The sequence below is a fragment of the Paraburkholderia monticola genome, from assembly GCF_001580545.1.
GTDB lineage: Bacteria > Pseudomonadota > Gammaproteobacteria > Burkholderiales > Burkholderiaceae > Paraburkholderia > Paraburkholderia monticola.
This window is the reverse complement of record NZ_LRBG01000001.1, coordinates 1-25,210: the sequence shown is the minus strand read 5'-3', so window position 1 is coordinate 25,210 and position 25,210 is coordinate 1. Positions and strand designations below refer to the sequence as shown.

At 64.9% G+C, this 25,210-nt stretch carries 25 protein-coding genes; 11 read left to right on the top strand and 14 right to left on the bottom strand.

What is annotated here, in order from left to right; all coding sequences use genetic code 11:
* Position 1 precedes the first annotated feature (1 nt).
* Positions 2-811 carry a 2-oxo-tetronate isomerase gene (otnI, locus tag CI15_RS00125; protein ID WP_062122920.1) on the bottom strand — a complete coding sequence of 270 codons (810 nt, stop codon included), beginning with the start codon at positions 809-811 and terminating at the stop codon, positions 2-4.
* Between the two features lie 129 nt (positions 812-940).
* Positions 941-2,716 carry a glyoxylate carboligase gene (gene gcl / locus CI15_RS00120; RefSeq protein WP_062122917.1) on the bottom strand — a complete coding sequence of 592 codons (1,776 nt, stop codon included), beginning with the start codon at positions 2,714-2,716 and terminating at the stop codon, positions 941-943.
* 173 nt (positions 2,717-2,889) lie between these two features.
* On the opposite strand from gcl, the gene CI15_RS00115 reads away from it, so the two are divergent.
* The 10 genes from CI15_RS00115 to CI15_RS00070 all read left to right on the top strand — a co-directional run bounded on the left by CI15_RS00115 (position 2,890) and on the right by CI15_RS00070 (position 10,932).
* Positions 2,890-3,804 carry a LysR family transcriptional regulator gene (locus CI15_RS00115; RefSeq protein WP_062122914.1) on the top strand — a complete coding sequence of 305 codons (915 nt, stop codon included), beginning with the start codon at positions 2,890-2,892 and terminating at the stop codon, positions 3,802-3,804.
* Between the two features lie 173 nt (positions 3,805-3,977).
* Positions 3,978-4,892, top strand: coding sequence for an RNA polymerase sigma factor (locus CI15_RS00110; RefSeq protein ID WP_062122911.1), 915 nt, complete (start codon positions 3,978-3,980; stop codon positions 4,890-4,892).
* Positions 4,882-5,943, top strand: coding sequence for an anti-sigma factor family protein (locus CI15_RS00105; protein WP_062122908.1), 1,062 nt, complete (start codon positions 4,882-4,884; stop codon positions 5,941-5,943). The genes CI15_RS00110 and CI15_RS00105 overlap by 11 nt, the downstream gene beginning before the upstream one ends.
* Positions 5,944-6,136: 193 nt before the next feature.
* A complete protein-coding gene (rpsF, locus tag CI15_RS00100; protein ID WP_062122905.1) occupies positions 6,137-6,511 on the top strand; it encodes a 30S ribosomal protein S6 in 375 nt (124 codons plus the stop codon).
* Positions 6,512-6,579: 68 nt separating this feature from the next.
* Entirely contained in the window at positions 6,580-6,879 is a 300-nt protein-coding gene (gene priB, locus CI15_RS00095; RefSeq protein ID WP_062122902.1) for a primosomal replication protein N, read from the top strand.
* A 2-nt stretch (positions 6,880-6,881) separates the two neighbouring features.
* Entirely contained in the window at positions 6,882-7,157 is a 276-nt protein-coding gene (gene rpsR, locus CI15_RS00090; protein ID WP_013588504.1) for a 30S ribosomal protein S18, read from the top strand.
* Positions 7,158-7,184: 27 nt separating this feature from the next.
* Positions 7,185-7,637: a 50S ribosomal protein L9 gene (rplI, locus tag CI15_RS00085; protein ID WP_062122899.1), complete on the top strand. Its 453-nt coding sequence runs from the start codon at positions 7,185-7,187 to the stop codon at positions 7,635-7,637.
* Between the two features lie 154 nt (positions 7,638-7,791).
* The gene (locus CI15_RS00080; RefSeq protein ID WP_062122896.1) at positions 7,792-9,180 is read left to right on the top strand and encodes a replicative DNA helicase; all 1,389 of its coding nucleotides are present in this window, start codon (positions 7,792-7,794) and stop codon (positions 9,178-9,180) included.
* A 115-nt stretch (positions 9,181-9,295) separates the two neighbouring features.
* On the top strand, positions 9,296-9,922 hold the full coding sequence (locus tag CI15_RS00075; RefSeq protein ID WP_062122893.1) for a DUF47 domain-containing protein: 627 nt from the start codon (positions 9,296-9,298) through the stop codon (positions 9,920-9,922).
* Positions 9,922-10,932, top strand: coding sequence for an inorganic phosphate transporter (locus CI15_RS00070; RefSeq protein WP_062122890.1), 1,011 nt, complete (start codon positions 9,922-9,924; stop codon positions 10,930-10,932). Before CI15_RS00075 ends, CI15_RS00070 begins: the two co-directional genes overlap by 1 nt.
* 168 nt (positions 10,933-11,100) lie before the next feature.
* Here the strand turns inward: CI15_RS00070 and CI15_RS00065 are convergent, their stop codons facing one another.
* The 12 genes from CI15_RS00065 to CI15_RS00010 form a co-directional block, all read right to left on the bottom strand.
* Positions 11,101-11,907: an SDR family NAD(P)-dependent oxidoreductase gene (locus tag CI15_RS00065; RefSeq protein WP_062122887.1), complete on the bottom strand. Its 807-nt coding sequence runs from the start codon at positions 11,905-11,907 to the stop codon at positions 11,101-11,103.
* A gap of 51 nt (positions 11,908-11,958) precedes the next feature.
* Positions 11,959-13,101 (bottom strand): C40 family peptidase, encoded by a 1,143-nt coding sequence (locus tag CI15_RS00060; RefSeq protein WP_062123835.1) that lies wholly within the window; start codon positions 13,099-13,101, stop codon positions 11,959-11,961.
* 209 nt (positions 13,102-13,310) lie between these two features.
* Positions 13,311-15,149 carry a PhoH family protein gene (locus CI15_RS00055; RefSeq protein ID WP_062122886.1) on the bottom strand — a complete coding sequence of 613 codons (1,839 nt, stop codon included), beginning with the start codon at positions 15,147-15,149 and terminating at the stop codon, positions 13,311-13,313.
* Between the two features lie 355 nt (positions 15,150-15,504).
* The gene (locus CI15_RS00050) at positions 15,505-15,966 is read right to left on the bottom strand and encodes a peroxiredoxin (protein WP_062122883.1); all 462 of its coding nucleotides are present in this window, start codon (positions 15,964-15,966) and stop codon (positions 15,505-15,507) included.
* A 164-nt stretch (positions 15,967-16,130) separates the two neighbouring features.
* On the bottom strand, positions 16,131-17,024 hold the full coding sequence (locus tag CI15_RS00045; RefSeq protein WP_062122880.1) for a polysaccharide deacetylase family protein: 894 nt from the start codon (positions 17,022-17,024) through the stop codon (positions 16,131-16,133).
* A gap of 10 nt (positions 17,025-17,034) precedes the next feature.
* Complete coding sequence (locus CI15_RS00040; RefSeq protein ID WP_062122878.1) at positions 17,035-18,081, bottom strand: bifunctional UDP-4-keto-pentose/UDP-xylose synthase; 1,047 nt, start codon at positions 18,079-18,081, stop codon at positions 17,035-17,037.
* Entirely contained in the window at positions 18,078-19,007 is a 930-nt protein-coding gene (locus CI15_RS00035; protein WP_062122875.1) for a formyltransferase, read from the bottom strand. The genes CI15_RS00040 and CI15_RS00035 overlap by 4 nt, the downstream gene beginning before the upstream one ends.
* Positions 19,004-20,047 carry a glycosyltransferase gene (locus CI15_RS00030; RefSeq protein WP_062122872.1) on the bottom strand — a complete coding sequence of 348 codons (1,044 nt, stop codon included), beginning with the start codon at positions 20,045-20,047 and terminating at the stop codon, positions 19,004-19,006. The genes CI15_RS00035 and CI15_RS00030 overlap by 4 nt, the downstream gene beginning before the upstream one ends.
* A 6-nt stretch (positions 20,048-20,053) precedes the next feature.
* Positions 20,054-21,205 carry a DegT/DnrJ/EryC1/StrS family aminotransferase gene (locus tag CI15_RS00025; protein ID WP_062122868.1) on the bottom strand — a complete coding sequence of 384 codons (1,152 nt, stop codon included), beginning with the start codon at positions 21,203-21,205 and terminating at the stop codon, positions 20,054-20,056.
* Between the two features lie 174 nt (positions 21,206-21,379).
* Positions 21,380-21,751, bottom strand: coding sequence for an SMR family transporter (locus CI15_RS00020; protein ID WP_062122865.1), 372 nt, complete (start codon positions 21,749-21,751; stop codon positions 21,380-21,382).
* 24 nt (positions 21,752-21,775) lie between these two features.
* Positions 21,776-23,569, bottom strand: coding sequence for an ArnT family glycosyltransferase (locus tag CI15_RS00015; RefSeq protein ID WP_062122862.1), 1,794 nt, complete (start codon positions 23,567-23,569; stop codon positions 21,776-21,778).
* Between the two features lie 102 nt (positions 23,570-23,671).
* The gene (locus CI15_RS00010; protein WP_062122858.1) at positions 23,672-24,046 is read right to left on the bottom strand and encodes an Mth938-like domain-containing protein; all 375 of its coding nucleotides are present in this window, start codon (positions 24,044-24,046) and stop codon (positions 23,672-23,674) included.
* A gap of 465 nt (positions 24,047-24,511) precedes the next feature.
* Here CI15_RS00010 and CI15_RS00005 point away from each other — a divergent pair.
* The coding region (locus tag CI15_RS00005; protein WP_153041022.1) for an aminotransferase class I/II-fold pyridoxal phosphate-dependent enzyme at positions 24,512-25,210 on the top strand (699 nt) is incomplete at its 3' end.

The following is a 25,210-nucleotide window of genomic DNA, read 5'->3' as shown; positions in this document are numbered from 1 at the left end:
CTCAAGCCGCCGCATGCGCCGCGCCGCGCGCCTGACCGGCGACGCTTTGCACCCAGCCGAGGCCGGCCTCGGTGGTCGTGCGCGGCTTGTATTCGCAACCGACGTAGCCGTCATAGCCGAGCGAGTCGAGCAGCGCGAACAGATACGGATAGTTGATCTCGCCGGTGCCCGGTTCGTGGCGGCCCGGGTTGTCCGCGAGCTGGATGTGCGCGATCTGCGCGAGGTTCTTTTCGATCGTTGCGGCGAGCTCGCCCTCCATCCGCTGCATGTGATAGATGTCGTATTGCAGGAATAGATTGTCCGAGCCGACCTCGCGGATCACGTCGAGCCCGTCGCGCGATCGGTTCAGCGCGAAGCCCGGAATGTCGTACGAGTTGCACGGTTCGACGAGCAGCCGGATGCCGGCCTTTTTCAGCTCGCCCGCGGCAAACCGCAGGTTGTCGACGATCGTCGCGCGGGCGGTGTCGGCATCGACGTTCGCGCCCGGAATGCCGACGAGGCAGTTCAGCTGCGGCACCTTCAAGGCGCTCGCGTATTCGATCGCGCGGCCCACGCCTTCCCGAAACTCGGCGACCCGATCGGGCAAACACGCGATACCGCGTTCTCCCGCCTCCCAGTTGCCGGCCGGCAGGTTGTGCAGCACCAGCTTCAGGCGGTTTTGTTGCAGACGTTCGCTCAAGTCAGCGATCGAATACGGATACGGGAACAGGAATTCGACGGCGTGAAAGCCGGCATTGGCCGCTGCCGCGAAACGGTCGAGGAACGGCACTTCGTTGAACAGCATCGTCAGATTCGCTGCGAATTTCGGCATGGTGCGTAGGTCTCTCAGGTCGGTCAGGGAATGGCGCGCTGGTTGGGACAAGGCGAGGGTGCGCGCCACAGGCTCGGCCCTCGCGCATCGTGCGCGCTGAATGCTTCAGATGCCGCGAAAGCGCAACGCTCAGTCGAGCAGGCTGATCGCGGTCGGCGCGTCCTCGCGCTTTTCGGCGAGCTCTTCGAACTCGTTGATCGCGTCGATTTCGGTGCCCATCGAGATATTGGTCACGCGTTCGAGAATCACTTCGACGATCACCGGCACGTTGAACTCGGTGAGCATCGACTGCGCTTTTTGCAGCGCGGGCTTCAGCTCTTCCGGCTTGAGCACGCGAATCGCCTTGCAGCCGAGACCTTCGGCGACCGCGACGTGGTCGACGCCATAGCCGTTCGTCTCCGGCGAGTTGATGTTCTCGAAGCCGAGCTGCACGCAGTAGTCCATGTCGAACGCGCGCTGCGCCTGACGGATCAGCCCGAGGTACGAGTTGTTCACCACGACATGCACGTACGGCAGCTTGAATTGCGCGCCGGCCGCGAGCTCCTCGATCATGAACTGGAAGTCGTAGTCGCCCGAGAGCGCGACGATCGGCCGTTGCGGATCGGCCGCCCGCACGCCGAGCGCCGCCGGAATCGTCCAGCCGAGCGGGCCCGCCTGGCCGCAGTTGATCCAGTTACGCGCCTTGTACACGTGCAGGAATTGCGCGGCGGCGATCTGCGACAAACCGATCGTGCTCACGTAGCAGGTATCGCGGCCGAACACCTGGTTCATCTCTTCGTAGACGCGTTGCGGCTTCATCGGCACGTTATCGAAGTGCGTCTTGCGCAGCATCGTGCGCTTGCGCTGCTGGCAATCGGCGACCCACGCGCTGCGATCCTTCAGCTTGCCGGCGGCCTTCCATTCGCTCGCGACTTCGACGAACAGTTCGAGCGCCGCCTTCGCATCGGACACGATGCCGAGATCCGGGCCGAACACGCGGCCGATCTGCGTCGGTTCGATATCGACGTGCACGAACTTGCGGCCTTTCGTATAGACATCGATGCTGCCGGTATGACGGTTGGCCCAGCGATTGCCGATGCCGAGTACGAAGTCGGACGCGAGCATCGTCGCGTTGCCGTAGCGATGCGAGGTCTGCAGACCGACCATGCCGACCATCAGCGGATGGTCGTCGGGAATCGCGCCCCACGACATCAGCGTCGGGATCACCGGCACGCCGACCGTTTCGGCGAACTTCACGAGCAGGTCTTCGGCCACGGCGTTCAGCACGCCGCCGCCCGACACGATCAACGGCTTGTCGGCATCGTTGAGCAGCGTGAGCGCCGCCTCGATCTGCTTGCGGGTCGCCTTCGGCTTGTAGACCGGCAGCGGCTCGTAGGTCTCGATATCGAATTCGATTTCGGCGAGCTGCACGTCGATCGGCAGATCGACCAGCACCGGGCCCGGACGGCCCGAGCGCATCAGGTGGAACGCCTGCTGGAACACGCGCGGCACCAGCGCCGGTTCGCGCACGGTCACGGCCCACTTGGTGACGGGCTTGGCGATCGATTCGATATCGACGGCCTGGAAGTCTTCCTTGTACAGACGCGCGCGCGGCGCCTGGCCTGTGATAGCCAGAATAGGAATCGAGTCGGCCTGAGCGGAGTACAAACCGGTGATCATGTCGGTGCCGGCGGGGCCCGAGGTGCCGATGCACACGCCGATGTTGCCCGGCTGGGCGCGGGTATAACCCTCGGCCATGTGCGAGGCGCCCTCGACGTGACGCGCCAGCACGTGGCTGATACCGCCGGCCTTGCGCATCGCCGAGTAGAACGGGTTGATCGCGGCGCCTGGCACGCCGAACGCGGTATCGATGCCTTCTTTTTCGAGCACCAGAACGGCTGCGTCGACGGCTCTCATTTTGGCCATGGAATGTCTCCTCAATGTCGGGGAAATAGGTCGGTTGAGGGAGACTGTATGCCTGCGCCAAAGGTTTGATAAGATCAGTCCGGGTCGCTTATTCCGAAACAAAAAGTATTGAATCGCGCGAAGCCCGGCGCACGGCCGAACGCAGCCGGACAAGAGACTGGACGGAGACCAATATGGACCGCTTCAAACAGATCGAAACCTTCGTGCGGGTCGCCGATGCGGGCAGTCTGGCCGCGGCGGCGCTCGAGGAGGGGGTGTCGCCGGTGATTCTCGGGCGGCGCATCGATGCGCTCGAAAAGCGCCTCGGCGTGAAGCTGATGTACCGCACGACCCGGCGGCTGGTGGTCAGCGAAGATGGCGCCGCGTTTCTCGAACGCTGCCGGGGACTGCTCACCGAATGGGATCAGGCGGAGAACGAACTGAGCGCGGGGCGCCGCGCGGTGAACGGCCATCTCATCGTATCGGCGCCGGCCGCGTTCGGGCGCAAGCACGTCGCGCCGCTCGCGCCCGCGTTTTTGCGCGGCAAACCCGACTTGCAGATGTCGTTCAATCTGACCGACCGGGTCGTCGATCTGGTGCGCGAGGGCTATGACCTGTCGATTCGCATCGGCGGCACGGTCGATCCGAACTTCGTCGCGGTGAAGCTCGCGTCGAACCGGCGTGTGGTGTGCGGCACGCCCGACTATTTCCGCCGCCACGGCAAGCCGAAGACGCTCGAGGATCTGCCGGCCCACAACTGCCTCGCGTTCAATCTGCAAGGCGGACAGAACCGGGGCTGGTATTTCCGCCGCAACGGCAAGCTCGCGACGGTGCGGGTAGGCGGCTCGCTCGACTGCAACGACGGCGAGTTGCTGCACCGGTGGGTCTCGGAAGGGCTCGGACTCGGCTGGCGGTCTACATGGGAAATCCAGCAGCAACTCGCACGCGGCGAGCTCGAAACCGTGCTCGACGAGTATGCGCTGCCCGATTACGACATCCTCGCGGTGTATCCGCAACAGCGCTACGTGCCGGCGCGGGTGCGCTATTTCATCGACTATTTGAAAGAGGTGTACGCGAGCGACGACTACTGGAATCAGCCGTCATACTAGGTGGTGAGCGGCGTGCGCACAGGTCCCGATATTTTTGCGAATCCTCGCGCGAGGCGGGAATAAACTTGGCCCATGGCCAGTTCTGCTGTGAAAGACAAGTCAGGAACGACACCACGCGGGACGCGCAACAGCGACCCGCACGACGCAGCCGCCATGCCCTTGGAGGGGCCCACGTGGTCCAGACCGATTCAGACGCCGCCCGCGCGCGAGGCGAGCCTAAGGCTGACGCCAACGCCGATGCCGATGCAGCGAAAAGCCGCCGCTTCCAGCAGCTGGCGCTGCCGCATCTCGACGCGGCGTACAACCTCGCGCGCTGGCTGTGCGGCAACCCGAGCGATGCCGAAGACGTCGTGCAGGAAGCGTTCATGCGCGCGTTCCGCTTCTTCGATACGTTTCGCGGCGACTCCGCGCGGCCGTGGCTGCTCGCGATCGTGCGGCGCACCTGGTACACGGAATGGCGCCGGCGCGCGCCATCGCACGACATGCTCGAATTCGACGAAACGATGGACGACGCGACGCTCGACGGCTGGAGCGCCGGCGGTGACGATCCGCAGACGCTCCTGATTCGCGACGAGGACGCACGCCAGGTGCACGAGGCGCTCGCGCGGTTGCCGGTCGAGTATCGCGAGGTGCTGATCTTGCGCGAGCTCGAGGAAATGGGGTATCGGGAGATCGCGGTGGTGGCCGACGTGCCGATCGGGACGGTGATGTCGCGGCTCGCGCGCGGGCGGCGCAAGCTGGCGGAGGTATTGATGGCGCAGCAGCGAGGCGGGGGAGAGCCGGTGGGCGGCGGGCGCAAAGGCGGGCAGGGTCGCCGGCGCGGGCCGACTGATGTGCCCTCGTCCGATCTGGGTGCGCAGTCCGGGCGACCCGCGCCGTCGGCGGCAGCCGGGCCCTCGGCGTCCTCTACGCCCTGCGCGCCCGCCGCCCGGTCGGCACGAAGTTCCGGCGACGGCGGCGCGGCATCGTCGGCGGGTGTGCCCGCCACGGCAAAAGTGACACAGCTCCGGGCGTTTGCGGACGGCCGGCCCCTCAACATTCCCGGCGCTACCGCCGACCCCGCCCAGGAGACGCCGGATGGACTGTAACGAAGCTCGGCCGCTCCTCGATGCGAATGCCGATCACGAACTGCCGGCGCCCGATGCGCGCTGGGTCCAGCAGCATATCGAGAGCTGCGACGACTGCCGGCGCGCGAGCGACAACCTGCGCGCGCTGAGCGGCGCGCTGCGCGCGGCGCCGTATCATCGGGCGCCGCAGTCGTTGCGGGCGCGGATCGTGGCGGGCTTGCCCGGCGCGCTCGAAGAAACAACCGCGGTGTCGGCCGCGACGGCGGCGCCTGAGGACGCACCTAAGGAATCTGCCGGGAGCGTCGCCGTCGACATCAAGGACGCGGCGGCGCACGAACCTCGGCGTGGGCGCCGCGGGGCGCGGTGGCCCGCATGGCTGGACAGCTGGCTCCGGGGCTTCAGCGGATCAGGTGAGCCGGGCCGCTCGAGCGGCTCGGGCGATTCGCGCGGTCAGCAAAGCGGCGCAGGCGGCTGGGCCGGCTTCGGCGGCCCGCTCGCCGCGGGTGGCGCGAATCGCGCGGCCGCGCGTGGTGGTCTCGTGGCGCTCGTGATCGCGTTGTGCGCGGCCGTGGCGGTCCTCACGCTGACGCTGCACCGTCCCGCCGAATCCACGGCGTTTGCCGACGAACTGGTGGAAAGCCACGTCCGCGCACAGGTTTCCGGCCGCGACATCGACGTGATCTCGACCGACCGTCACACGGTCAAGCCGTGGTTCAACGGTCGGCTCGACTACGCGCCGCCGGTCGAGGATCTCGCCGCGAGCGGCTTCGCACTGGAAGGTGGCAGGCTCGACTACATTGCGCATCAGCGGGTTGGGGTGCTCGTGTATCGCTACGGCAAGCACGTGATCGACGTGTACGTGTTCCCGCAGGCTACGGCGGGAGAGGCGGCGCGCGGCATCGACGGCGCGGCGGCATCGCTCGCTCACGACGGCTATTCGATCGCGCACTGGGACGTGGCGGGCATGACCTGGTGGGCGATCTCGGACGCCGCACCCGACGCGTTGAGCGGCCTCGAAGCGGCGCTCAGAGCGCGTTTGCAGAGTGGTAGTCAAAGCAAAGAAGCGGGTTGAGTGGCTGGCACGGTCCGAGTTCCGCGGTCCTGTCACGCCTAAGCTCTTGAAAACACGTCCGATTCCGCGGCCGAATCCGCGGAATGCCTTGCAACCCGTCCCCATTCGGGTTACACTCTTTGGCTTCTCACTTGCCGCACCGGTTCCGACGCCCGGGCGGCTTCTATCCAAAAGTCAGCACAAGGAGTGTGTAATGCGTCATTACGAAATCGTCTTTATCGTGCATCCCGATCAAAGCGAGCAGGTGCCCGCCATGATCGAGCGTTACAAGACCACGATCACGTCGCACGGTGGTCAGATCCACCGCGTCGAAGACTGGGGCCGTCGCCAACTGGCCTACATGATCGAGAAACTCGCGAAGGCTCACTACGTCTGCATGAACATCGAATGCGACCAGACCACGCTCGACGAGCTGGAACACGCATTCAAGTTCAACGACGCCGTTCTGCGTCACCTCATCGTCAAGCTGAAGAAGGCCGAAACCGGCCCGTCGCCGATGATGAAGGAAGTGCAGCGCGAGGAAGCCAAGAAGTCGGCAGCCGCTCAGCCGACCGAAGCGCAGGCTTAAGACACACTATTTAAGCTGCCAGATACGCAGCGTCGCTCCGCTCACGTACACGAAGGACCATCAGGTACATGAACCGGCTGCAACTTACGGCGAGCGTCGTCGAACGCGAACCGGTGCGGTACACCCCCGCCGGCGTTCCGATTGCAAGCTGCACGTTGCACCACCGCACGGAAGTCGTCGAGGCGGGCATTGCCCGTCAGGTCGAACTGACCATGCAGGCGGTCGCCGCGGGCGAAGCGAGCGGTAGGCTCGAAAGCTGTCAGATGGGCGTCGAAACGCTCTTCACAGGTTTTCTGGCGAAAAAGCACCGTAACGCGCGAACTCTGGTATTTCACATCACAGCATTGCAGGACATTGGAAAGGACTAATCATGCCCCGCCCGACTGGTAAGAAATTCGACAAGCGTCGTCAGCAACAGAACCCGCTCTTCAAGCGCAAGAAGTTCTGCCGTTTCACGGCTGCTGGCGTCGAGTACATCGACTACAAAGACATCGAAACGCTGAAGGACTTCATCGGCGAGAACGGCAAGATCACGCCGGCACGTCTCACGGGTACCAAGGCGCATTATCAACGCCAGCTGGACACGGCTATCAAGCGCGCACGTTTCCTCGCGCTGGTGCCGTACACCGACCAGCACAAGGCCTAACCCGACGACGCGATAAGGAGCATCCCAATGCAAATCATTCTTCTGGAAAAAGTCGTCAATCTGGGTAACCTGGGCGACATCGTGAAGGTCAAGGACGGTTACGCACGTAACTTCCTGATCCCGAACAAGAAAGCTCGCCGTGCAACGAAGGACGCCCTGGCTGAATTCGAAGTGCGCCGCGCAGAACTCGAGAAGGTCGCCGCTGAAAAGCTGGCAGCCGCTCAGGCTCAAGGCGAAAAGCTGGCAGGCCAGACCGTTCAGATCAATCAGAAGGCTGGCGTCGACGGCCGTCTGTTCGGCTCGGTGACGAACGCCGACATCGCCGAAGCGCTCGGCAAGCAAGGCTTCGAAGTCGAGAAGTCGCAAGTGCGTCTGCCGGAAGGCCCGTTGAAGCTGGTTGGCGAGCACCCGGTTCAGGTTTCGCTGCACACCGACGTTCTCGTCGATGTGACGGTGGCCGTGGTCGGCGAGCACGTCTAAGCATCAGGCAGGTTCAGCCAGCGTATCGCTGGTGAAGAGCAGGGGCCGGGTAACCGGCCCCTGCTTTTTTTGTGCCCGAATTTCGCTCGTCTATCCCCGAATTTGCGCTTTTTCCGCTCGCGGCCGCCGCCGGATTGCCCGATAATTCCTCCCCATGAACGCACCGTCCAAAGATCCCCAACTCGAGTCGCTGAAAGTCCCGCCGCATTCGATCGAAGCCGAGCAATCGGTTCTGGGCGGCCTGCTGCTCGACAATGCGGCGTGGGACCGCATCGCCGACTTCCTCGCGCAGAGCGACTTTTACCGCTACGACCACCGCATCATCTTCGAGCACATCGGCAAGCTGATCGCGGCCACGCGTCCGGCCGACGTGGTGACCGTCTACGAAGCGCTCGGGACCTCCGGCAAGGCGGAAGAGGTGGGTGGCCTCGCGTACCTGAACGCGCTCGCGCAAAACACGCCGAGCGCGGCCAATATCCGCCGCTATGCGGAAATCGTGCGCGACCGCGCGGTGCTGCGCCGGCTCGTGTCGGTCGCCGATGAAATCTCCGCCGACGCGTTCAATCCGCAAGGCAAGGAAGTCCGGCAATTGCTGGACGAAGCGGAATCGAAGGTGTTCTCGATCGCCGAAGACGGCGCGCGCGGCACCCAGGGCTTTCTCGAGATCGGGCCGCTGCTGACCCAGGTGGTCGAGCGGATCGACACGCTCTATCACACTGCCAATCCGAGCGACGTGACCGGCACGCCGACCGGCTTCGTCGATCTGGACCGCATGACCTCGGGCATGCACGGCGGCGAGCTGATCATCGTCGCGGGCCGTCCGTCGATGGGTAAGACGGCGTTTTCGATGAACATCGGCGAATACGTCGCGGTCGAGTACGGGTTGCCGGTCGCGGTGTTCTCGATGGAAATGCCGGGCACGCAGCTCACGATGCGTATGCTTGGCTCGGTCGGCCGGCTCGACCAGCATCGCATGCGAACCGGACGGCTGACCGACGAGGATTGGCCCAAGCTCACGCACGCGGTGCAGAAAATGAGCGAGGCGCAGATCTTCATCGACGAAACCGGCGGTCTGAACCCGATGGAACTGCGCTCGCGCGCGCGCCGGCTGTCGCGCCAATGCGGCAAGCTCGGGCTGATCATCATCGACTACCTGCAGCTGATGAGCGGCTCGTCGTCGGGCGAAAACCGCGCGACCGAAATCTCGGAAATCTCGCGTTCGCTGAAGAGCCTCGCAAAGGAGCTCGACGTGCCGGTGATCGCGCTGTCGCAGCTGAACCGCGGCCTCGAGCAGCGGCCCAACAAGCGCCCGATCATGTCGGACCTGCGCGAATCGGGCGCTATCGAACAGGATGCCGACGTGATCCTGTTCATCTACCGCGACGAAGTGTACAACCCGGACAGCCCCGACAAGGGCACCGCGGAGATCATCATCGGCAAGCAGCGGAATGGTCCGATCGGTCCCGTTCGACTCACGTTCCACGGCCAATACACGAAGTTCGACAACTTTGCCGGTGCGCAGAACTTCTACGGCAGCGAGTGACGCGAAACCCCGCGCGCTGTTGTAACGATGCTGCCGCGAGTGCGGCAACATTGGCGCGACGGTACAATATGGCGGTTTTATGTCAGCCATTATGTGACCCATATCCAGGATCCCAATGTTCGGTCGATTCATGCCCACCGAGGGCAAGTTCTTTGAAATCTTCAATGCGCACGCAACGTGCATCATCTCGGCAAGTCGCGAACTCGAGCTGCTGATCGACAATCTGCAGGAAGCCGAAACCCACAAGCAAAACGTTCAAAAGGCCGAGAAAGCGGCCGACAAGCTCACGCACGAAGCCATCGACCTGCTGCACAAGACCTTCATCACGCCGCTCGACCGCGACGAGATCCACAAGCTGATCACGACGATGGACGACATCCTCGACCTGATGGAGGACGTCGCCACCGCGATCTCGCTGTACGACGTGCAAGCGGTCACGTCGGAGGCGAGCCAGCTCGCGCATATCTGCACGGCGACCTGCGAGCGCGTGCAGTTCGCGGTCAGCCTGCTGTCGGACATGAAGCAGGCGAGCCAGATCCTGAAGGCCTGCGAGGACATCGACCGGCTCGAATCGGAAGCCGACCGCGTGCTGCGCGCGGCGATGTCGAAGCTGTTCCGTGAGGAAGACGACGTCAAGACGCTGATCAAGCTGAAGGCGATCTACGAGCTGCTCGAAACGATCACGGACAAATGTGAGGACGTGGCGAACATCATCGAAGGCATCGTGCTGGAAAACGCATAATGCAATCGATACAACTTGCTATCTGGGTCGTCGCCGGCCTGGTTGCCGTTGCGCTGGTGTTCGACTTCATGAACGGCTTCCACGACGCGGCAAATTCGATCGCCACGGTCGTGTCGACTGGCGTGCTGAAGCCGCAGCAGGCGGTGGCCTTTGCGGCGGCGTTCAACGTCATCGCGTATTTCGTGTTCCACCTGAAGGTGGCCGCGACCGTCGGCAAGGGCACGATCGACCCGGACATCGTCGACCATTACGTGATCTTCGGCGCGTTGGTCGGTGCGATCGCGTGGAACGTGATTACCTGGGTCTACGGCATTCCGTCCAGCTCGTCGCACGCGCTGATCGGCGGACTCGTAGGCGCGGCGCTCGCGAAGTCGGGCTGGGGATCGCTGAACTGGGACGGCCTGATGAAGACCGTCGCGTTCATCTTCATTTCGCCGCTGCTCGGCTTCGTGCTCGGCTCGTTTTTCATGCTGCTGGTGTCGTGGCTGTACTTCCGCACGCCGCCTAGCAAGGTCGACCGGCGCTTTCGCCGCCTGCAATTGATCTCCGCTGGCCTGTACAGCCTGGGTCATGGTGGCAACGACGCGCAGAAAACCATCGGCATCATCTGGATGCTGCTGATCGCCACCGGCTTCGCGTCGATGAAGGCGGACGCGCCGCCGCTGTGGGTGATCGGCGGCTGCTATCTGTCGATGGGTCTCGGTACGCTGTTCGGCGGCTGGCGCATCGTGCGCACGATGGGACAGAAAATCACGAAGTTGAAGCCGGTCGGCGGCTTCTGCGCGGAGGCGGGCGGAGCGATCACGCTGTTTACCGCCTCGGCGCTCGGCATTCCCGTGTCCACCACGCACACGATCACTGGCGCGATCGTCGGGGTCGGCGCGACCCAGAAGCTGAGCGCGGTGCGCTGGGGTGTCGCCGGCAACATCGTCTGGGCCTGGATTCTGACGATCCCGGCTTCCGCCGTGCTGTCCGGCGGTGCCTGGTGGCTGGGTCACCACTTTCTGTAATCACGCTGCGATGCAAGCCTGCGCTGCAAGGTTCGGCTGAGTTCGGCTGAACGGCACGCGCGGGTTTCGGCGTCATGCCGCCCGTTGCATCGCATCGTCTCCCCTCGGCAGTTCGACCAAACCACGCGTTTTGCGCCGTCTCGAAGGCCGGCGCGATGCCTGAGCCGTTCAGATCAGCGGCGCGTTCGCACCATCCATCGGAATGATCGCGCCGGTCACATAGCTCGCCCGCCGACTCGCGAGAAACAGCGCCACGTCGGCGATCTCCTCGGGTTTTGCATAGCGGCCGAGCGGCGTTTTCGCCTGACCGCGCGCGAGCGCTTCTTCGTTGCCGATACCCTGTTGCGCCGCCTCCAGCCTGACCGCTTCCTCGACGCGCTCAGTGAGCGTCGCGCCTGGATTGATCGCGTTGATGCGGATGCCGTAGCGTGCATAGTAGTGGGCGAGGCCGACGGTCGCGAGCATCAGCGCCGCGTTGGCCGCGCCGCCCGCGATATGGATGTCGCTCGCGATCTTGCCGCCCATGCCGATGATATTGACGATCGTGCCCGGCTCCGCGCCGCCGTTGGCCTTCGCGCGCTCGGCCATACGGCGCAGCACTTCCTGCTGCGGATAGATGTACGGGAAGTACTTCGCTTCCATCGTCGCGCGGAATGCGTCGGCATCGAGCGTTTCGGGATCGTACCGGCGCGCGGCGCCGGCGCTATTGATCAGCACGTCGATCGGGCCCACCGCGGTGCTGACTTCCTCGACGATATCGGCGGCGCTGTGCGGCTCGTGCAGATCGGCGCGCGTGCGGTGCACGTGGAATCCTTCCTCTTTCAGCTGTTCGTAGGCGCGCGCCAGATTGGCGGGATCGCGCGACACGATCGCAACCTTCGCGCCTTCCTGCGCGAAAGCGCGCGCGCAGGCGAAGCCGATGCCTTTGCTGCCGCCGGTGATCAGCACCACCTTGTTTTTGAGCCCGAGTTCCATCGTCGTCACCCGCCATCGGAAGAATATCGATGACGATAGCAGATCACGGCGTCAGTCGTTGCCGTTCGCGAATCGGGCGATCGGGTCGTCGCTGCTTTGCGTGGGCGCGGGCGCACCGTGGGAAGCCGTCGACGCGCGCATCAGTTGCACGCCGCCATTGCCTTGGGTCTGCTGCGCCTGCCGGGCCTGGCGTTCCGCGATGGAGACGGGCGGCGCAGGTTCGAACGCGTCGGCGGCGGTATCGATTGCATCGGGCGCGGTCTGCGGCAGGGCGCGCGCGGTCGTTACCGGCTGCATCGGTTGGATGGGTGAAGCAGTGCCGCTTTCATCTGTGCTCGCCTGTGCCGCGGGTACCACCGTCGGCGCGACGGCACCTGCGGCGCGCGCTTGCAGTTGCGCCGCGCTCAGGCCTGACGGCGGCGGCTCGAATTGATCGGCTTGCGCGACGGGCGCGCGGCCGCTTGCGCTGGCTGTCGTGGTCGTGTCCACGGCCGGCTGCGCCGGCGCCATCGACGGCGTGCGGGACATCGGCGTCACGCCGGCGCCGGCATAAGCGGATGCCGCCGGCGCCGCCACGGTCGTTGCCGTGCCCGTCGCGCCACGTTCCGTGCGCGGCGCTGCCGCCTGATAGCTCGGCGTATCGAACGGCGCCGGCGCCGTGGCCGGACCCGCCATCCGGCGGATGCCGTCGAAGCGCTTGGCCCAATAGGGATTGGTCAGATAGTCGAGCCGGACCGTGCCGCCCGTCGACGGCGCATTGACGAAGCGCAGCTTGCCGACGTAGATGCCGACGTGCGAATGCGGCCGCCCGGTCGTGTTGAAAAAGATCAGATCGCCGGGCGCGATTTCGTCCGGTTCGATCGACTCGCCGCGTCCGCTCATCTCGGCGGTCGTGCGCGGCAGGTCCACCGACGCCGCGCGCTGCACCACGTAGCGCACGAGCCCGCTGCAATCGAAGCCGCTATCGGGTGTATTGCCACCCCAGCGATAGGGAACGCCGACGAGGCTCATCGCCTGAATCGAGATTTCCTCGCGGCCGATGCTGTGATCGACGAAGTGGGGAAAGCCGGGCGGCGGCGGGTGATAGGCGCCGTTCGCGACGACGATGCCACCCGAGCGCGAGCTCTTTTGCGGCGCGCCGGCGCAGGCGGCGAGCAGCAGGAGGGGCAGCAGCGATAAGGCGACTCGGCGCATGAAGACGGTCGGGCGGTCAGCGCCCATGGACTCACTGAATATGTCGCGATGGTAGCCGCCGAACAAGGCTGCCGCAAGAAATGTTGATAAATTACTTGAAGTTTGTGCGCTAAATGTTGCCCACGTGGAACGCCGGGGCAAGAAAAAAGCCGCGTCCGGAACGAACCGGACGCGGCTTGCGATGAAACGCCGGAAAAACCGGCCAACCCTTAGAGGATCTCCGACGCGTAGTCGGCGAGGCGCGAGCGCTCGCCGCGCGCGAGCGTCACGTGTCCGCTGTGCGCCCAGCCCTTGAAGCGATCGACCACGTAGGTCAGGCCCGAGCTGCCCTCGGTCAGGTAAGGCGTATCGATCTGCGCGATGTTGCCGAGGCAGATGATCTTCGTGCCCGGACCCGCGCGCGTGACGAGCGTCTTCATCTGCTTCGGCGTCAGGTTCTGCGCCTCGTCGATGATCAGATACTTGTCGACGAACGTACGGCCACGCATGAAGTTCATGCTCTTGATCTTCAGTCGCGAGCGGATCAGCTCCTGGGTCGCGGCGCGGCCCCATTCGCCGGCGGCGTCGTCGGTTTTCTGCAGCACTTCGAGGTTGTCGTCGAACGCACCCATCCACGGCTGCATCTTTTCTTCTTCGGTGCCCGGCAGAAAGCCGATGTCTTCACCGACCGGCACCGTCGCACGCGTCACGATGATCTCGTTGTAGCGCTTGTCGTCGAGCACCTGCGCGAGGCCAGCCGCGAGCGCGACCAGCGTCTTGCCGGTGCCGGCCTGGCCGAGCAGCGTGACGAAGTCGATTTCCGGATTCATCAGCAGGTTCAGCGCGAAGTTCTGCTCGCGATTACGCGCCGTAATGCCCCACACGTTGTTCTTGTGGTGGCCGTAGTCGCGCAGCGTTTGCAGCAGCGCCGTCTTGCCGTTCAACTCGCGCACCAGCGCATGAAACGCGGGCTCGCCGTTCTGCGGCTCCAGATAAACGAACTCGTTGACCAGCATCGACGCGCACAGCGGACCCGTCACCCGGTAGTACGTGGTGCCGGTTTTCGTGTCCTGCCAGCTCTCCATGCCCTTCGCGTGCCGGGTCCAGAAATCCTGGGGCAGCGCGCGCACGCCCGTGTACAGCAGATCGCTGTCCTCGAGCACCTGGTCGTTGAAGTAGTCTTCGGCCGGCAGACCGATGGCATGCGCCTTGATGCGCATGTTGATGTCTTTCGACACCAGCACGACCTGGCGATCCGTGCGGTCGCGCTGCAACGCGCGCACGACGCCGAGGATCTGGTTGTCGGCCTTGCCTTCGGGCAGACCTTCGACGGGCTCGATCGCAGTCAGCCGGGTCTGGAAGTACAGCCGCCCGGACGCCTCGCGGCTGCCCAGACGCGCGAGCGAGATGCCGTCGGCCATGTCGCCCGCGTTCGCGACGAGCGCGTCGAGCGTGCGGCTCACCTGACGCGCGTTACGCGCGACTTCCGACATCCCCTTCTTGTGGTTGTCGAGCTCTTCCAACGTCATCATCGGCAGATAGACGTCGTGCTCCTCGAAGCGGAACAGGCAGCTCGGGTCGTGCATCAGCACGTTCGTGTCGAGCACGAACAGTTTCTGCACCTCGGCTGGCGTCGCGCCGGTGCCGCGTTTTTTGCGGGTGGTGGCGGGCGCCGCGGCAGGTGCGGCGGCTGGTTCGGCCGCCGGCTGCTTCGCGGAAGGTGCGCGCGCGACGACCGGCTGCGCGTCGGCAGCTTCGTGCTGCGGGCGCGCGGCCGGCACCGGCTGCAACAGCGCGGCGGTCTGTTTGGTCCTGCGGCCGCGCGCCGGCGCGGGTTGCGCGGGCGCGGGCGAGTCGACGGCGGGCACGGGTCGCAGCGTGGTGGCGGCGTTGGCGGCGTGCGCCATCGGCGTGGCGACATTGGCGCGGCCGTAGTCGGCCGACTCTGCGGATTCCCCTTCACGCGCCTGTTTTTTCGCGGTGGAGCGCGCGGGCGTGACGGCTTTGGCCTTGTAATCGTCAGGCGACAAAAGATTGCCGAGCTTGCTGGGGGGAGTAGGCAAAGGCATGGTTTCCCTCGAAATGATCGGGTCACATATCGTGCGCCGCCCGTCGCATTCTGACGATGCCCTCATGGAGCACCCAGTTTGCGCGAGGAGGCGCGCATTCGGTCTAGAGATGCCGGTTCGCCTGGTCTTCGATAGGCTCCTTGACGGAAGCGTGCGGCCTGGTAAACGGACGGCCGCGCGCAATTAAAAAAGCCGCCGCCCCGACATTCGGGGCAAGCGGCTCGACGATGATGCTCGCATTGCGCCTCACGCTCCGAACGGCACCGGTGGATTCGGTCAAATGGCCGTCAGAGCTGGCGCAGCGGAGAAAAATGTGGGGTGGACAGGCACTCATTGCGGCCCAATATAGCGCGCATCAAAGCGCTTGTACAGCCTCCAGAATGTCGTCGACGTGACCCGGCACTTTCACGCCGCGCCACTCCTGGCGCAGCACGCCATCGGCGTCGATGAGGAACGTGGAGCGCTCGATTCCCCGTACCTCTTTGCCATACATTTTCTTCATTTTGATGACGGCGAAAAGGGCACACAGCGCTTCTTCCGGATCCGAAATCAGCGGGAAGGGCAGTTCGAGCTTGGCCTTGAAATTCTCATGCGAGCGCAGGCTGTCGCGCGACACGCCGATCACCTCCGCGCCGGCCTTCTTGAACTTCGGGTACAGATCGCGGAACTGCAGCCCTTCGGTCGTGCAGCCCGGCGTGTTGTCCTTCGGATAGAAATACAGCACCACCTTTTTGCCCCGCAGCTTGGACAGCGTAATCTCGCCGCCCGTCGCGGCGGCGGTGAAGTCGGGGATGGGTTGGTCGACTGCGATGGACACGAGGTTCTCCGGTTGTTGGCGCCGGCGTCGCCAGGTAACGCGGCGTCGGCTGGTCTGTCGTCGAGGTTGTTGTTGTTCGGGACCCGGAGGGCGCGCGGCCTTGTGGCTGCCGCGCACGCGTCCGATCCTCGGACCCGGCAGCGAGCGCGCCGCGCCGTGGCCCTTCAGGGCTGGACGATCAGCTCGCCGGAGCGTCCCGGAATTTCACCCCAGGTAACAGGGTACGATGGCAGCGTGTCGCGGTCTAGCGTGGCGTAGTAATCGCCCATCGTCGCGAACGTGTGGCCCTGAGCGCGCCAGCCTTCGAGCAGCTGTTCGAATATCGGTGCGAGCTTCTGTCCTTCGAGTTCGGCGTGCAGCGTGAACACCTGGTCGTGCGGATTCTTTTCGGTCTGCTTCAGCATCCACGCGGCGACGTTGTGCGTGTCGACGCCGTCGACGCCGAGCACTTCGTCGAGCGTCGGCAGCGTGGTCGGCATCTGCACGTGCGTGAGCGTTTTGCCGTTCACCACCGGCAGATAAGGCGAGTGGCCGCGGCCGTCGGACGCGTAGCGCATGCCCCACGCGTCGATCTGCTCGAACGCGTGGCCGTTCATCTGCCAGCCTGCCGCGCCGTGCGTGACGGGCGGCGCGCCGAATACTTCGATGAAGCGCGCGTGGCTCTGCTGCATCTGCGCGACGGTCCACGCGCGATCTTTGGCGCGCACATTGTCCTGCCAGTACACGTGATCCCACGTATGGATGCCGCATTCGAAGCCGGCCTCGTGGATCGCGCGCATTTCGGCCGAGGCCTTCGCGCCGATGTCCGGACCGGGCAGCAGCACGCCGTACATCAGCTGCCGGACGCCGTAATGCTCGACCACCGACGTGCGCGACACCTTCTTCAGAAATCCCGGGCGCAGCACGCGGCGCATCGCCCAACCGGTGTGGTCGGGCCCGAGGCTGAAGAGGAAGGTGGCGCGCGCCTTGAAGCGGTCGAAGATGCGCGCGAGATTCGGCACGCCTTCGCGGGTGCCGCGTAGCGTGTCGACGTCGATCTTCAGGACGATGCGAGCCAAGGACGCGCCCTTATTGCTGTTCGACGAGGGCGCGGGCTTCCGCGACGTGGCCGCGATACGCCTCGAAAATCTTGCGCAGCGCTTCGTCGAAAGTCGACGTGGGGGCCCAGCCGAGTTCCTGCATCGTGTTGTCGATCTTCGGCACACGGTTCTGCACGTCCTGATAGCCGTTGCCGTAGTACGCGCCCGACGACGTTTCGACCAGTTGCACCTGCTTGGCCAAATCCGCGTATTCGGGGAATTCGGCCGCGAGTGCCAGCATCTTGTGCGCCAGCTCACGCACCGAGAAATTGTTGGTCGGGTTGCCGATGTTGTAGATCTTGCCGGTGGCGACGCCGTTCTTGTTCTCGATGATCTTCATCAGCGCGCCGATGCCGTCGTCGATGTCCGTGAACGCGCGCTTCTGCGCGCCGCCGTCGACGAGGCTGATGTTCTCGCCGCGCACGATATGGCCGAGGAACTGCGTGACCACGCGCGAGCTGCCTTCCTTCGGGGTGTAGATCGAGTCGAGGCCCGGGCCGATCCAGTTGAACGGACGGAACAGCGTGAAGTTCAGGCCTTCCATGCCGTAGCCCCAGATCACGCGGTCCATCAGCTGCTTCGAGCACGCGTAGATCCAGCGCGGCTTGTTGATCGGGCCATACGACAGCTGCGATTCTTCCGGATCGAACTGCTCGTCCGTGCACATGCCGTAGACCTCGGAGGTCGACGGAAACACGAGGTGCTTGCCGTACTTGACGGCCGACCGCACGATCGGCAGGTTCGCCTCGAAGTCGAGTTCGAACACGCGCAGCGGCTGCTTCACGTAGGTGGCGGGCGTGGCGATCGCGACGAGCGGCAGGATCACATCGCATTTGCGGATGTGATATTCGACCCACTCCTTGTTGATCGTGATGTCGCCTTCGAAGAAGTGCATCCGCTCATGATTGACGAGGTCGCCGAGACGTTCGGTCTGCATGTCCATCCCGAACACTTCCCAGTCGGTCGTTTCGAGAATGCGTTTGGACAGGTGATGGCCGATGAAGCCATTCACACCCAGAATCAGGACTTTTTTCATGAATGAGATTGGATGAGCTGGGCGAATTTCGCCGGACTGACGGCAGTCTCGCCGCCGTCGTGCTGGTGCCGCAATTCGTGGATGTTGATCGCACGGCCGTCGCCGCAGATCGCGAAAACGGCATTATCGCTTACGTGCAGGCCCGGCGGCAAATCGGAGCGGAGCGCGCCGGGCGCCGCCAGACGCGCGCGCGCGACGATGAAACGATGTCCGTTCAGGTCGGCGAAGGCGCCCGGATAGGGCGGCGCGACCGCGCGGATCAGGTTGTACACCTGCTGCGCGGGCTGGCTCCAGTCGATCCGGCCGTCTTCCGGTTTGCGGCCGCCGTAGTAGCTGCCGTGCGCGAGATCGTTCGGCAGATGCGGCGCCTCGCCCGCCAGCAAGGCCGGCAGCACGCGCCACAGCGTCTGCTCGGCCGCGACGGTGACCTTGTCGAAGACCTGCGCGGCGGTGTCGTCGGGCAGGATCGGCACCGGGGTTTGCGCGATGATCGCGCCCGCGTCGGGCTTCGCGGCCATTTCGTGCAGCGTCGCGCCGGTCTCGCTCTCGCCGTTGAGGACCGCCCAGTTGGTCGGCACGCGGCCGCGATACTTCGGCAGCAGCGAGCCGTGCATGTTGTAAGCGCCCCGTGCAGCGATCGCGAGCAGGTCGAGCGGCAACATGTGGCGGTAGTAGAACGAAAAGATGAAGTCCGGCCGCGCGGCGCTGACCGCGGCGCGCAGTTCCGGGCTTTTCGGATCGGCCGGCGTGACGACGGCGATGCCGTGTTCGGCCGCCACCGATGCCACGCTGCCGAACCAGATGTTCTCGCTTGGGTTGTCTTCGTGCGTGACGACCAGCGCCACGTCGACGCCGCGCGCGAGCAGCACCTGCAGGCAGCGCACCCCGACGTTGTGATACGCGAATACGACGGCGCGCGGCTTCATGGCGTGCGCCCCTGATCGCCGACCGGCACCGGTTGCACGCCTTGCACGACCGCCTGGCGCGGCGCTTCGACAATGGCCGCGCCGTCGCGTTCTTCCAGAATGGTCTGCACCAGATAACGCGGCCGGGCACGCACCTGCTGATAGATCCGCCCGATGTATTCACCGAGCAGCCCAAGCGCGAAGATGATCACGCCGAGCATGAAGAACGTGATAGCGAACAGCGTGAACACACCTTGCACTTCTGCGCCGATGATGAAGCGGCGAATCAGCAGCAGGACGAACAGCGCCGCAGACCCCAGCGACAGAATCACGCCGATGAACGACAGCCATTGCAGCGGCACCACCGAGAAGCCGGTGACGAGGTCGAAATTCAGACGGATCAACGAGTACAGCGAGTACTTCGATTCGCCGGCGAAGCGTTCTTCGTGCGCGACCTCGATTTCGACCGGATTCTGCGCGAACGTGTAAGCGAGCGCCGGAATGAACGTGTTGATTTCGCCGCATCGGTTGATCGTATCGATGATGTGGCGGCTGTACGCGCGCAGCATGCAGCCCTGGTCGGTCATCTTGATGCGGGTGATGCGCTCGCGCAGATGATTCATCGCGCGCGACGCCTTGCGGCGCCACAGGCTGTCCTGGCGCTGCCGCCGGATCGTGCCGACGTAGTCGAAGCCCTCGCGCATCTTCGAAACGAGCTTGCCGATTTCCTCGGGCGGATTCTGCAGGTCGGCGTCGAGTGTGAGGACGATGTCGCCGCGCGACTGTTCGAAGCCCGCGAGAATCGCCATGTGCTGGCCGTAGTTGCCGTTCAGCAGGATCACGCGCGTCGTGTCGGGCCGCGCGCGGAACTGCTCGGCGAGCAGCGCGGCGGATTTGTCGCGGCTGCCGTCGTTGATGAAGATCACTTCATAACCGGTGCCGAGCGCGTCGAGCGCCGGATAGAGGCGCGCGAACAGCGCGGCCAGCCCGGCTTCCTCGTTGTACACCGGAATGATGATCGACACTTCCGGTGCGACGGCGCGATGTTCCGAATAAGTCATGTCCGCTTACTTTCCGTAGTGTTCGCAAATTTCGTTGACCGCGCGGCACACCCGCTCGACATCGCCTTCGGTCATCAGCGTGAAGAGCGGCAGCGTGACGGTGGAGGCGCCGAAGCGCTCCGCGTGCGGGAACATGCCTTCCTTGAAGCCGCGCGCGCGGTACAGGGAAAACAGGTGCAGCGCCGGGTAATGCACGCCCGCGCCGATGCCGCGCTCTTTCAGCTCGCCCATGAAGCCGGCGCGGTCGATCGACAGTTTTTCGAGCGGCAGCGTGATCTGGAACATGTGCCAGTTGCTGTTCTCGAAGTCCGCGAACGGCAGGCCGACGCCGAGCTTCACGGCCGCGCCGCCTTCGAGCTGCGCGAAGTACGCGCGCACGAGCTTTTTGCGCTGCGCAATGAAACGCTCGAGATGCGGCAGCTGGCCGAGGCCGACGCGCGCGGCGACGTCGGTCAGGTTGTACTTGCCGCCGAGCACGTCGCAGTCCATGCCGTCGAAGCCGGTGCGGGTGATGCCCTGCAAGCGGTACTTCTGCGCGAGCACCGCTTCTTCCTCGTTGTTCAGCACGAGCGCGCCGCCTTCGATCGAGGTCAGGTTCTTGTTCGCGTGGAAGCTGAACGAGACGATGTCGCCGAGCTTGCCGATGCGCTCGCCGTTCCAGCTGGAGCCGAACGCCTGCGCGGCATCTTCGATCACGCGCAGCTTGTGCGCGCGGGCGATCGCGTACAGGCGGTCCATGTCGACCGGCAGGCCGGACAGGAACACCGGCAGGAGCGCCTTGGTGCGCGGCGTGATGGCCTTTTCGAGCAGGTCGAGATCGATGTTGCGCGTGATCGGGTCGATGTCGGCGAATACCGGCGTCGCGCCGGTTTCGAGGATCACGTTGCTGGTCGACACCCAGGTGGCCGGGGTCGTGATGACTTCGTCGCCGGGACCGACGCCGGCGATGCGCAGGCCGATTTCGAGCGTCGCGGTGCCGGAATTGAAGGTGCGCACCGGGCGGCCGCCGCAGAACTCCGAGAGCGCGGCCTCGAACTTCTGGTTCTGCGGGCCGGTGGTGATCCAGCCGGAGCGCAGCACGTCGGCGACGCCCTGGATCGTTTCCTCATCGATCTCGGGTTTGACAAACGGCAAAAACGGGACTTGTGACTGGGTCATGAATGCATCGCTCGATTGAAAGGGGCGCAGCCCGACGGGCGCGAAGTAAACCACAAAGTACGCGCAAACCCAAGGCCGCGGCTGAAAAAAGCGCAACCGTCAAGCTTACCCCGGATAACCTTATGTCTGGCTTAGGCGGCTCGGGCGCCGCTCGGGTTCCTGCGGGTGCCGCGCCTAGCTGCGCGCGAGCACGACCACGCCGACCAGGATGATGCCGATGCCGACCAGTTTTTGCACCGACATCACTTCGCCGAACAGGTACCAGGCGGCGACCGCGTTGACGACGTAGCCAAGCGAGAGCATCGGATAGGCGATCGACACGTCCACGCGCGACAGGCCGATGACCCACACCGCCACGCTGACCACGTAGCAGGCGAGCCCGCCGATGATCGGCGGCTGGGTTGCCAGCTTGAAGCCGATGGGCAGGATGTTCGCACGGGTGAATTCGAAGTGTCCAACGGCATTCGTGCCGGCCTTGAGCAGCAGTTGCGCGCCGGCGTTCAGCGTGACGCCGGCGAGGATGCAGAAGAGGGAAATCGGGTTCATCGGACGGTCTGGTTCTCGATAGGGTTACGGCTTGGCCGCGGGGGCCGCGGGGGCGGCGGCGGCGGCGGGGGCTGCGGGGGCTGTGGGGGCGGCGGCGTCGGCCGGGGGCGCGGCGTCGTCAAGCGGCTTCATGACCACCACGCGACGCGGATCGCGCGCGATCACCTGCATCGGCACGCCTTGCTTCACCAGGCTGTCGTAGGTCGGCGGCGGGATCAGCGCGAGCGCGTAGCGATCGGACTTCCAGCGCTCGATCCACGCGTCGACCGTCGGCAGCCATTTTTGCGGCTCGACGGACACGCCGAACGCGAGTTCGTCCGGGTGCGCGACCATGATCATCGTGTGGCCGATGTAGAACGGCAGGGTGTGGTCGAGCACGCCGACCGAGTAGAACGGCGTGTCGGGCGGCAGTTTGGCGAGTTGCGCCTTGATCGCGGGCGCGAGCGGGGCGCCGGAGCTCAGGCGCCCGAACACGTCGTGGCCGGTGCCCGCGATCGTGGCGAGCAGCAGCCAGCCCGCGCCGAACGCAGCGAGGCTGCCGAGGCCGACCCGCGCGGTGGCACCCACGCCACCTTCACCGCGGCGGTTCAGCCACAGCGCCAACAGCGTGAGCACGAACGCGACGGCCAGCGCCGCGAGCACCCACACGCGGAATTCGGCATACAGCTCGGCGGGATTGCGTGCGGTGCCGAGCCGCGGCAGGAAGAGCGCCGCGAACGCGGCGACCACGAAAAACAGCGCGTAGCCCGCCAGATGGCGGCGCAGCTGGTCGCGCGTGACGAGCGGCAGGTACAGGCCGATCAGCATCGCGATGGGCGGCGCGATCGGCAGCGTGTAGGACAGCAGCTTCGAGTGCGACGCGCTGAAGAACAGGAAAATGAAGACGATCCAGGTGAGCATCAGCGTGACCGGCGCGAAGCCGTTCGGCTGGCGCGGCTGGCGCCAGGCGTGGCGCACGCTTTGCACGGTCAACGACAGCCACGGCAGGAAGCCCACCAGCAGCACCGGCACGAAATAGTAGAACGCGCCGGGCCGATTCTGCTCGGGCGTCAGATAGCGCTGGAACTGCTGGACGATGAAGAAGAAGTTCAGGAACTCCGGATTGCGCTGCTGCACCAGCACGAACCACGGCGTCACGATCGCAAAGAAGACGATCAGGCCGCTCACCAGATGCAGGCGCTTCCACAGCGCCCAGTCGCGCGCGATCAACGTGTAGAGCACCAGCACCGCGCCCGGCAGGATCACGCCGATCAGACCCTTGGAGAGCACCGCCAGCGCCATCGACGCCCAGCACACCCACATCCAGCCGCGCACGCACGAGGGCCGCAGATTGGGGCGCTGGGCCAGCATGAGCGCGCATAACGTGAGCGTCATCCAGAACGACAGGCCCATGTCGAGCGTGTTGAAGTGGCCCATCAGGTTCCAGTACGGCGAGCAGGCGAGCACGAGTGCCGTGAACACGCCGGTCGCCGCGTTGAACACGCGCGCGCCGGTGAAACCGATCAGCAGCACGCCGGCGAAGCCGGTGAGCGCGGTGTAGAGGCGCGCCTGCCATTCGCCGATGCCGAACCACGCGAACGTCAGCGCGTTCGCCCAGGTCTGCAGCGGCGGCTTCTCGAAGTACTTGTAGGCGTTGTAGCGCGGCGTGATCCAGTCGCCGGTCAGGAACATTTCGCGCGCCATTTCGGCGTAGCGGCCTTCGTCGCTCGGCAGCAGATGGCGCCAGCCGAGCGGCACGAACCAGATCACGGCGAGAACCAGCACCAGCAACAGGATCGCGGTGCGGTTGAGCGGTAGCCTCGACGGCGTATCGTTCATCAATTTCAACCTTTTTGTTATCGACAGCGCGCGCACGGGCGCACGCTGGGGGCCGGAACGGGCGGCTCGGGCCCGCGCGGGATGCGCCGGCGCCGGGCTCGGTCAGGCTTCGATCAGTAGCGCGGCCGCGACCTTGCGGCCCTCGGCCATCAGAATGTTGTAGGTGCGGCAGGCGGCCTTGAAGTCCATCGTTTCGACGCCGATGCGTTTCGCGGTGAGCGCGGCGGTCAGGCGCGGATGCGGAAAGCGCAGCCGCTCGCCGCTGCCGAACACGACCACTTCGGGCGCGGGCTCGATCAGCATCGCGAAATGCTCGGCGCTCAGCTGCTCGAACGACGAGACGGGCCAGGCAATGACCGGCGCGTCCGGCAGCACGAGAATGCTGCCGGCGTGACGCACCAGATTGATTTCGACGTAGTCGGCGCCGTAGCCGGTGACGGTATTGAGCGCGCCGCTGGAATCCTGATGTAATTTCAAATTGGTTTTCCGAAGTCGTCGTGAGACGTCATGCGTGTTGCCGGCCTGGCTGCACGTCCCACAGGCCGCGCGGTTCGACGCGGGCCACACACGAGAAGGCCGAAAAGGCTTGCCGCTGCGGGTGCGTTGCAGGTGGTGCATTGCGGAAGTCGGCCAAAATCCGCTAAATTATAGCTTTTTAGCCGCCTTGCGGCGCCCCTCGCTCAAGTGCCGCCACAAGCCGCGCTGGGCGCATCGGCGTGGCCCACCGGCTACCTGTGTTGGCATCGCCCGCTTTCGCTGCGTTTTTTCCCGCGCCCGAACCCGGAAAGCCGCGGCGGCTCGACAGTTCGACCCAATTCGCGGATGGCCGCCGTCGCTGGCGCCCCCGCGTCCGAATTCTCCGTAGCGGTGAATCTGAGCGGCCCGGCGTCGTCTGCCGGACCCGTTTGCCCAAGGTTTGCCCCAGCCATCAACCAGGATGAAGTGCCCGCCGTGAAACCGATTCTCAAGTCCAACAAGTTGTTGAATGTCTGCTACGACATTCGCGGGCCCGTCCTCGAACATGCGAAGCGGCTCGAAGAAGAGGGCCACCGCATCATCAAGCTGAACATCGGCAATCTGGCGCCGTTCGGCTTCGATGCGCCGGACGAGATCATTCAGGACATGATCCTCAATCTGCCCAGCTCGTCGGGCTACTCCGATTCGAAGGGCGTGTTCGCCGCGCGCAAGGCGATCATGCACTACACGCAGCAAAAGGGCGTGCACGGCGTCGAGCTCGACGACATCTACATCGGCAACGGCGCGTCCGAACTGATCGTGATGGCCTTGCAAGCCTTGCTCAACGACGGCGACGAAGTGCTGCTGCCCGCACCCGACTACCCGCTGTGGACCGCCGGCGTGAGCCTCGCGGGCGGCACGCCGGTGCACTACATCTGCGACGAGTCGAATAGCTGGATGCCCGACCTCGACGACATCCGCGCGAAAATCACGCCGAACACGCGCGCGCTCGTCGTCATCAATCCGAACAACCCGACCGGCGCCCTGTATTCGGACGAACTGCTGCTCGGCCTGATCGGGATCGCGCGCCAGCACGGCCTGATGATCTTCGCCGACGAGGTGTACGACAAGATCGTCTACGACGGCAAGACGCACACCTCTGTCCTGTATCAACATCTTAAGCCG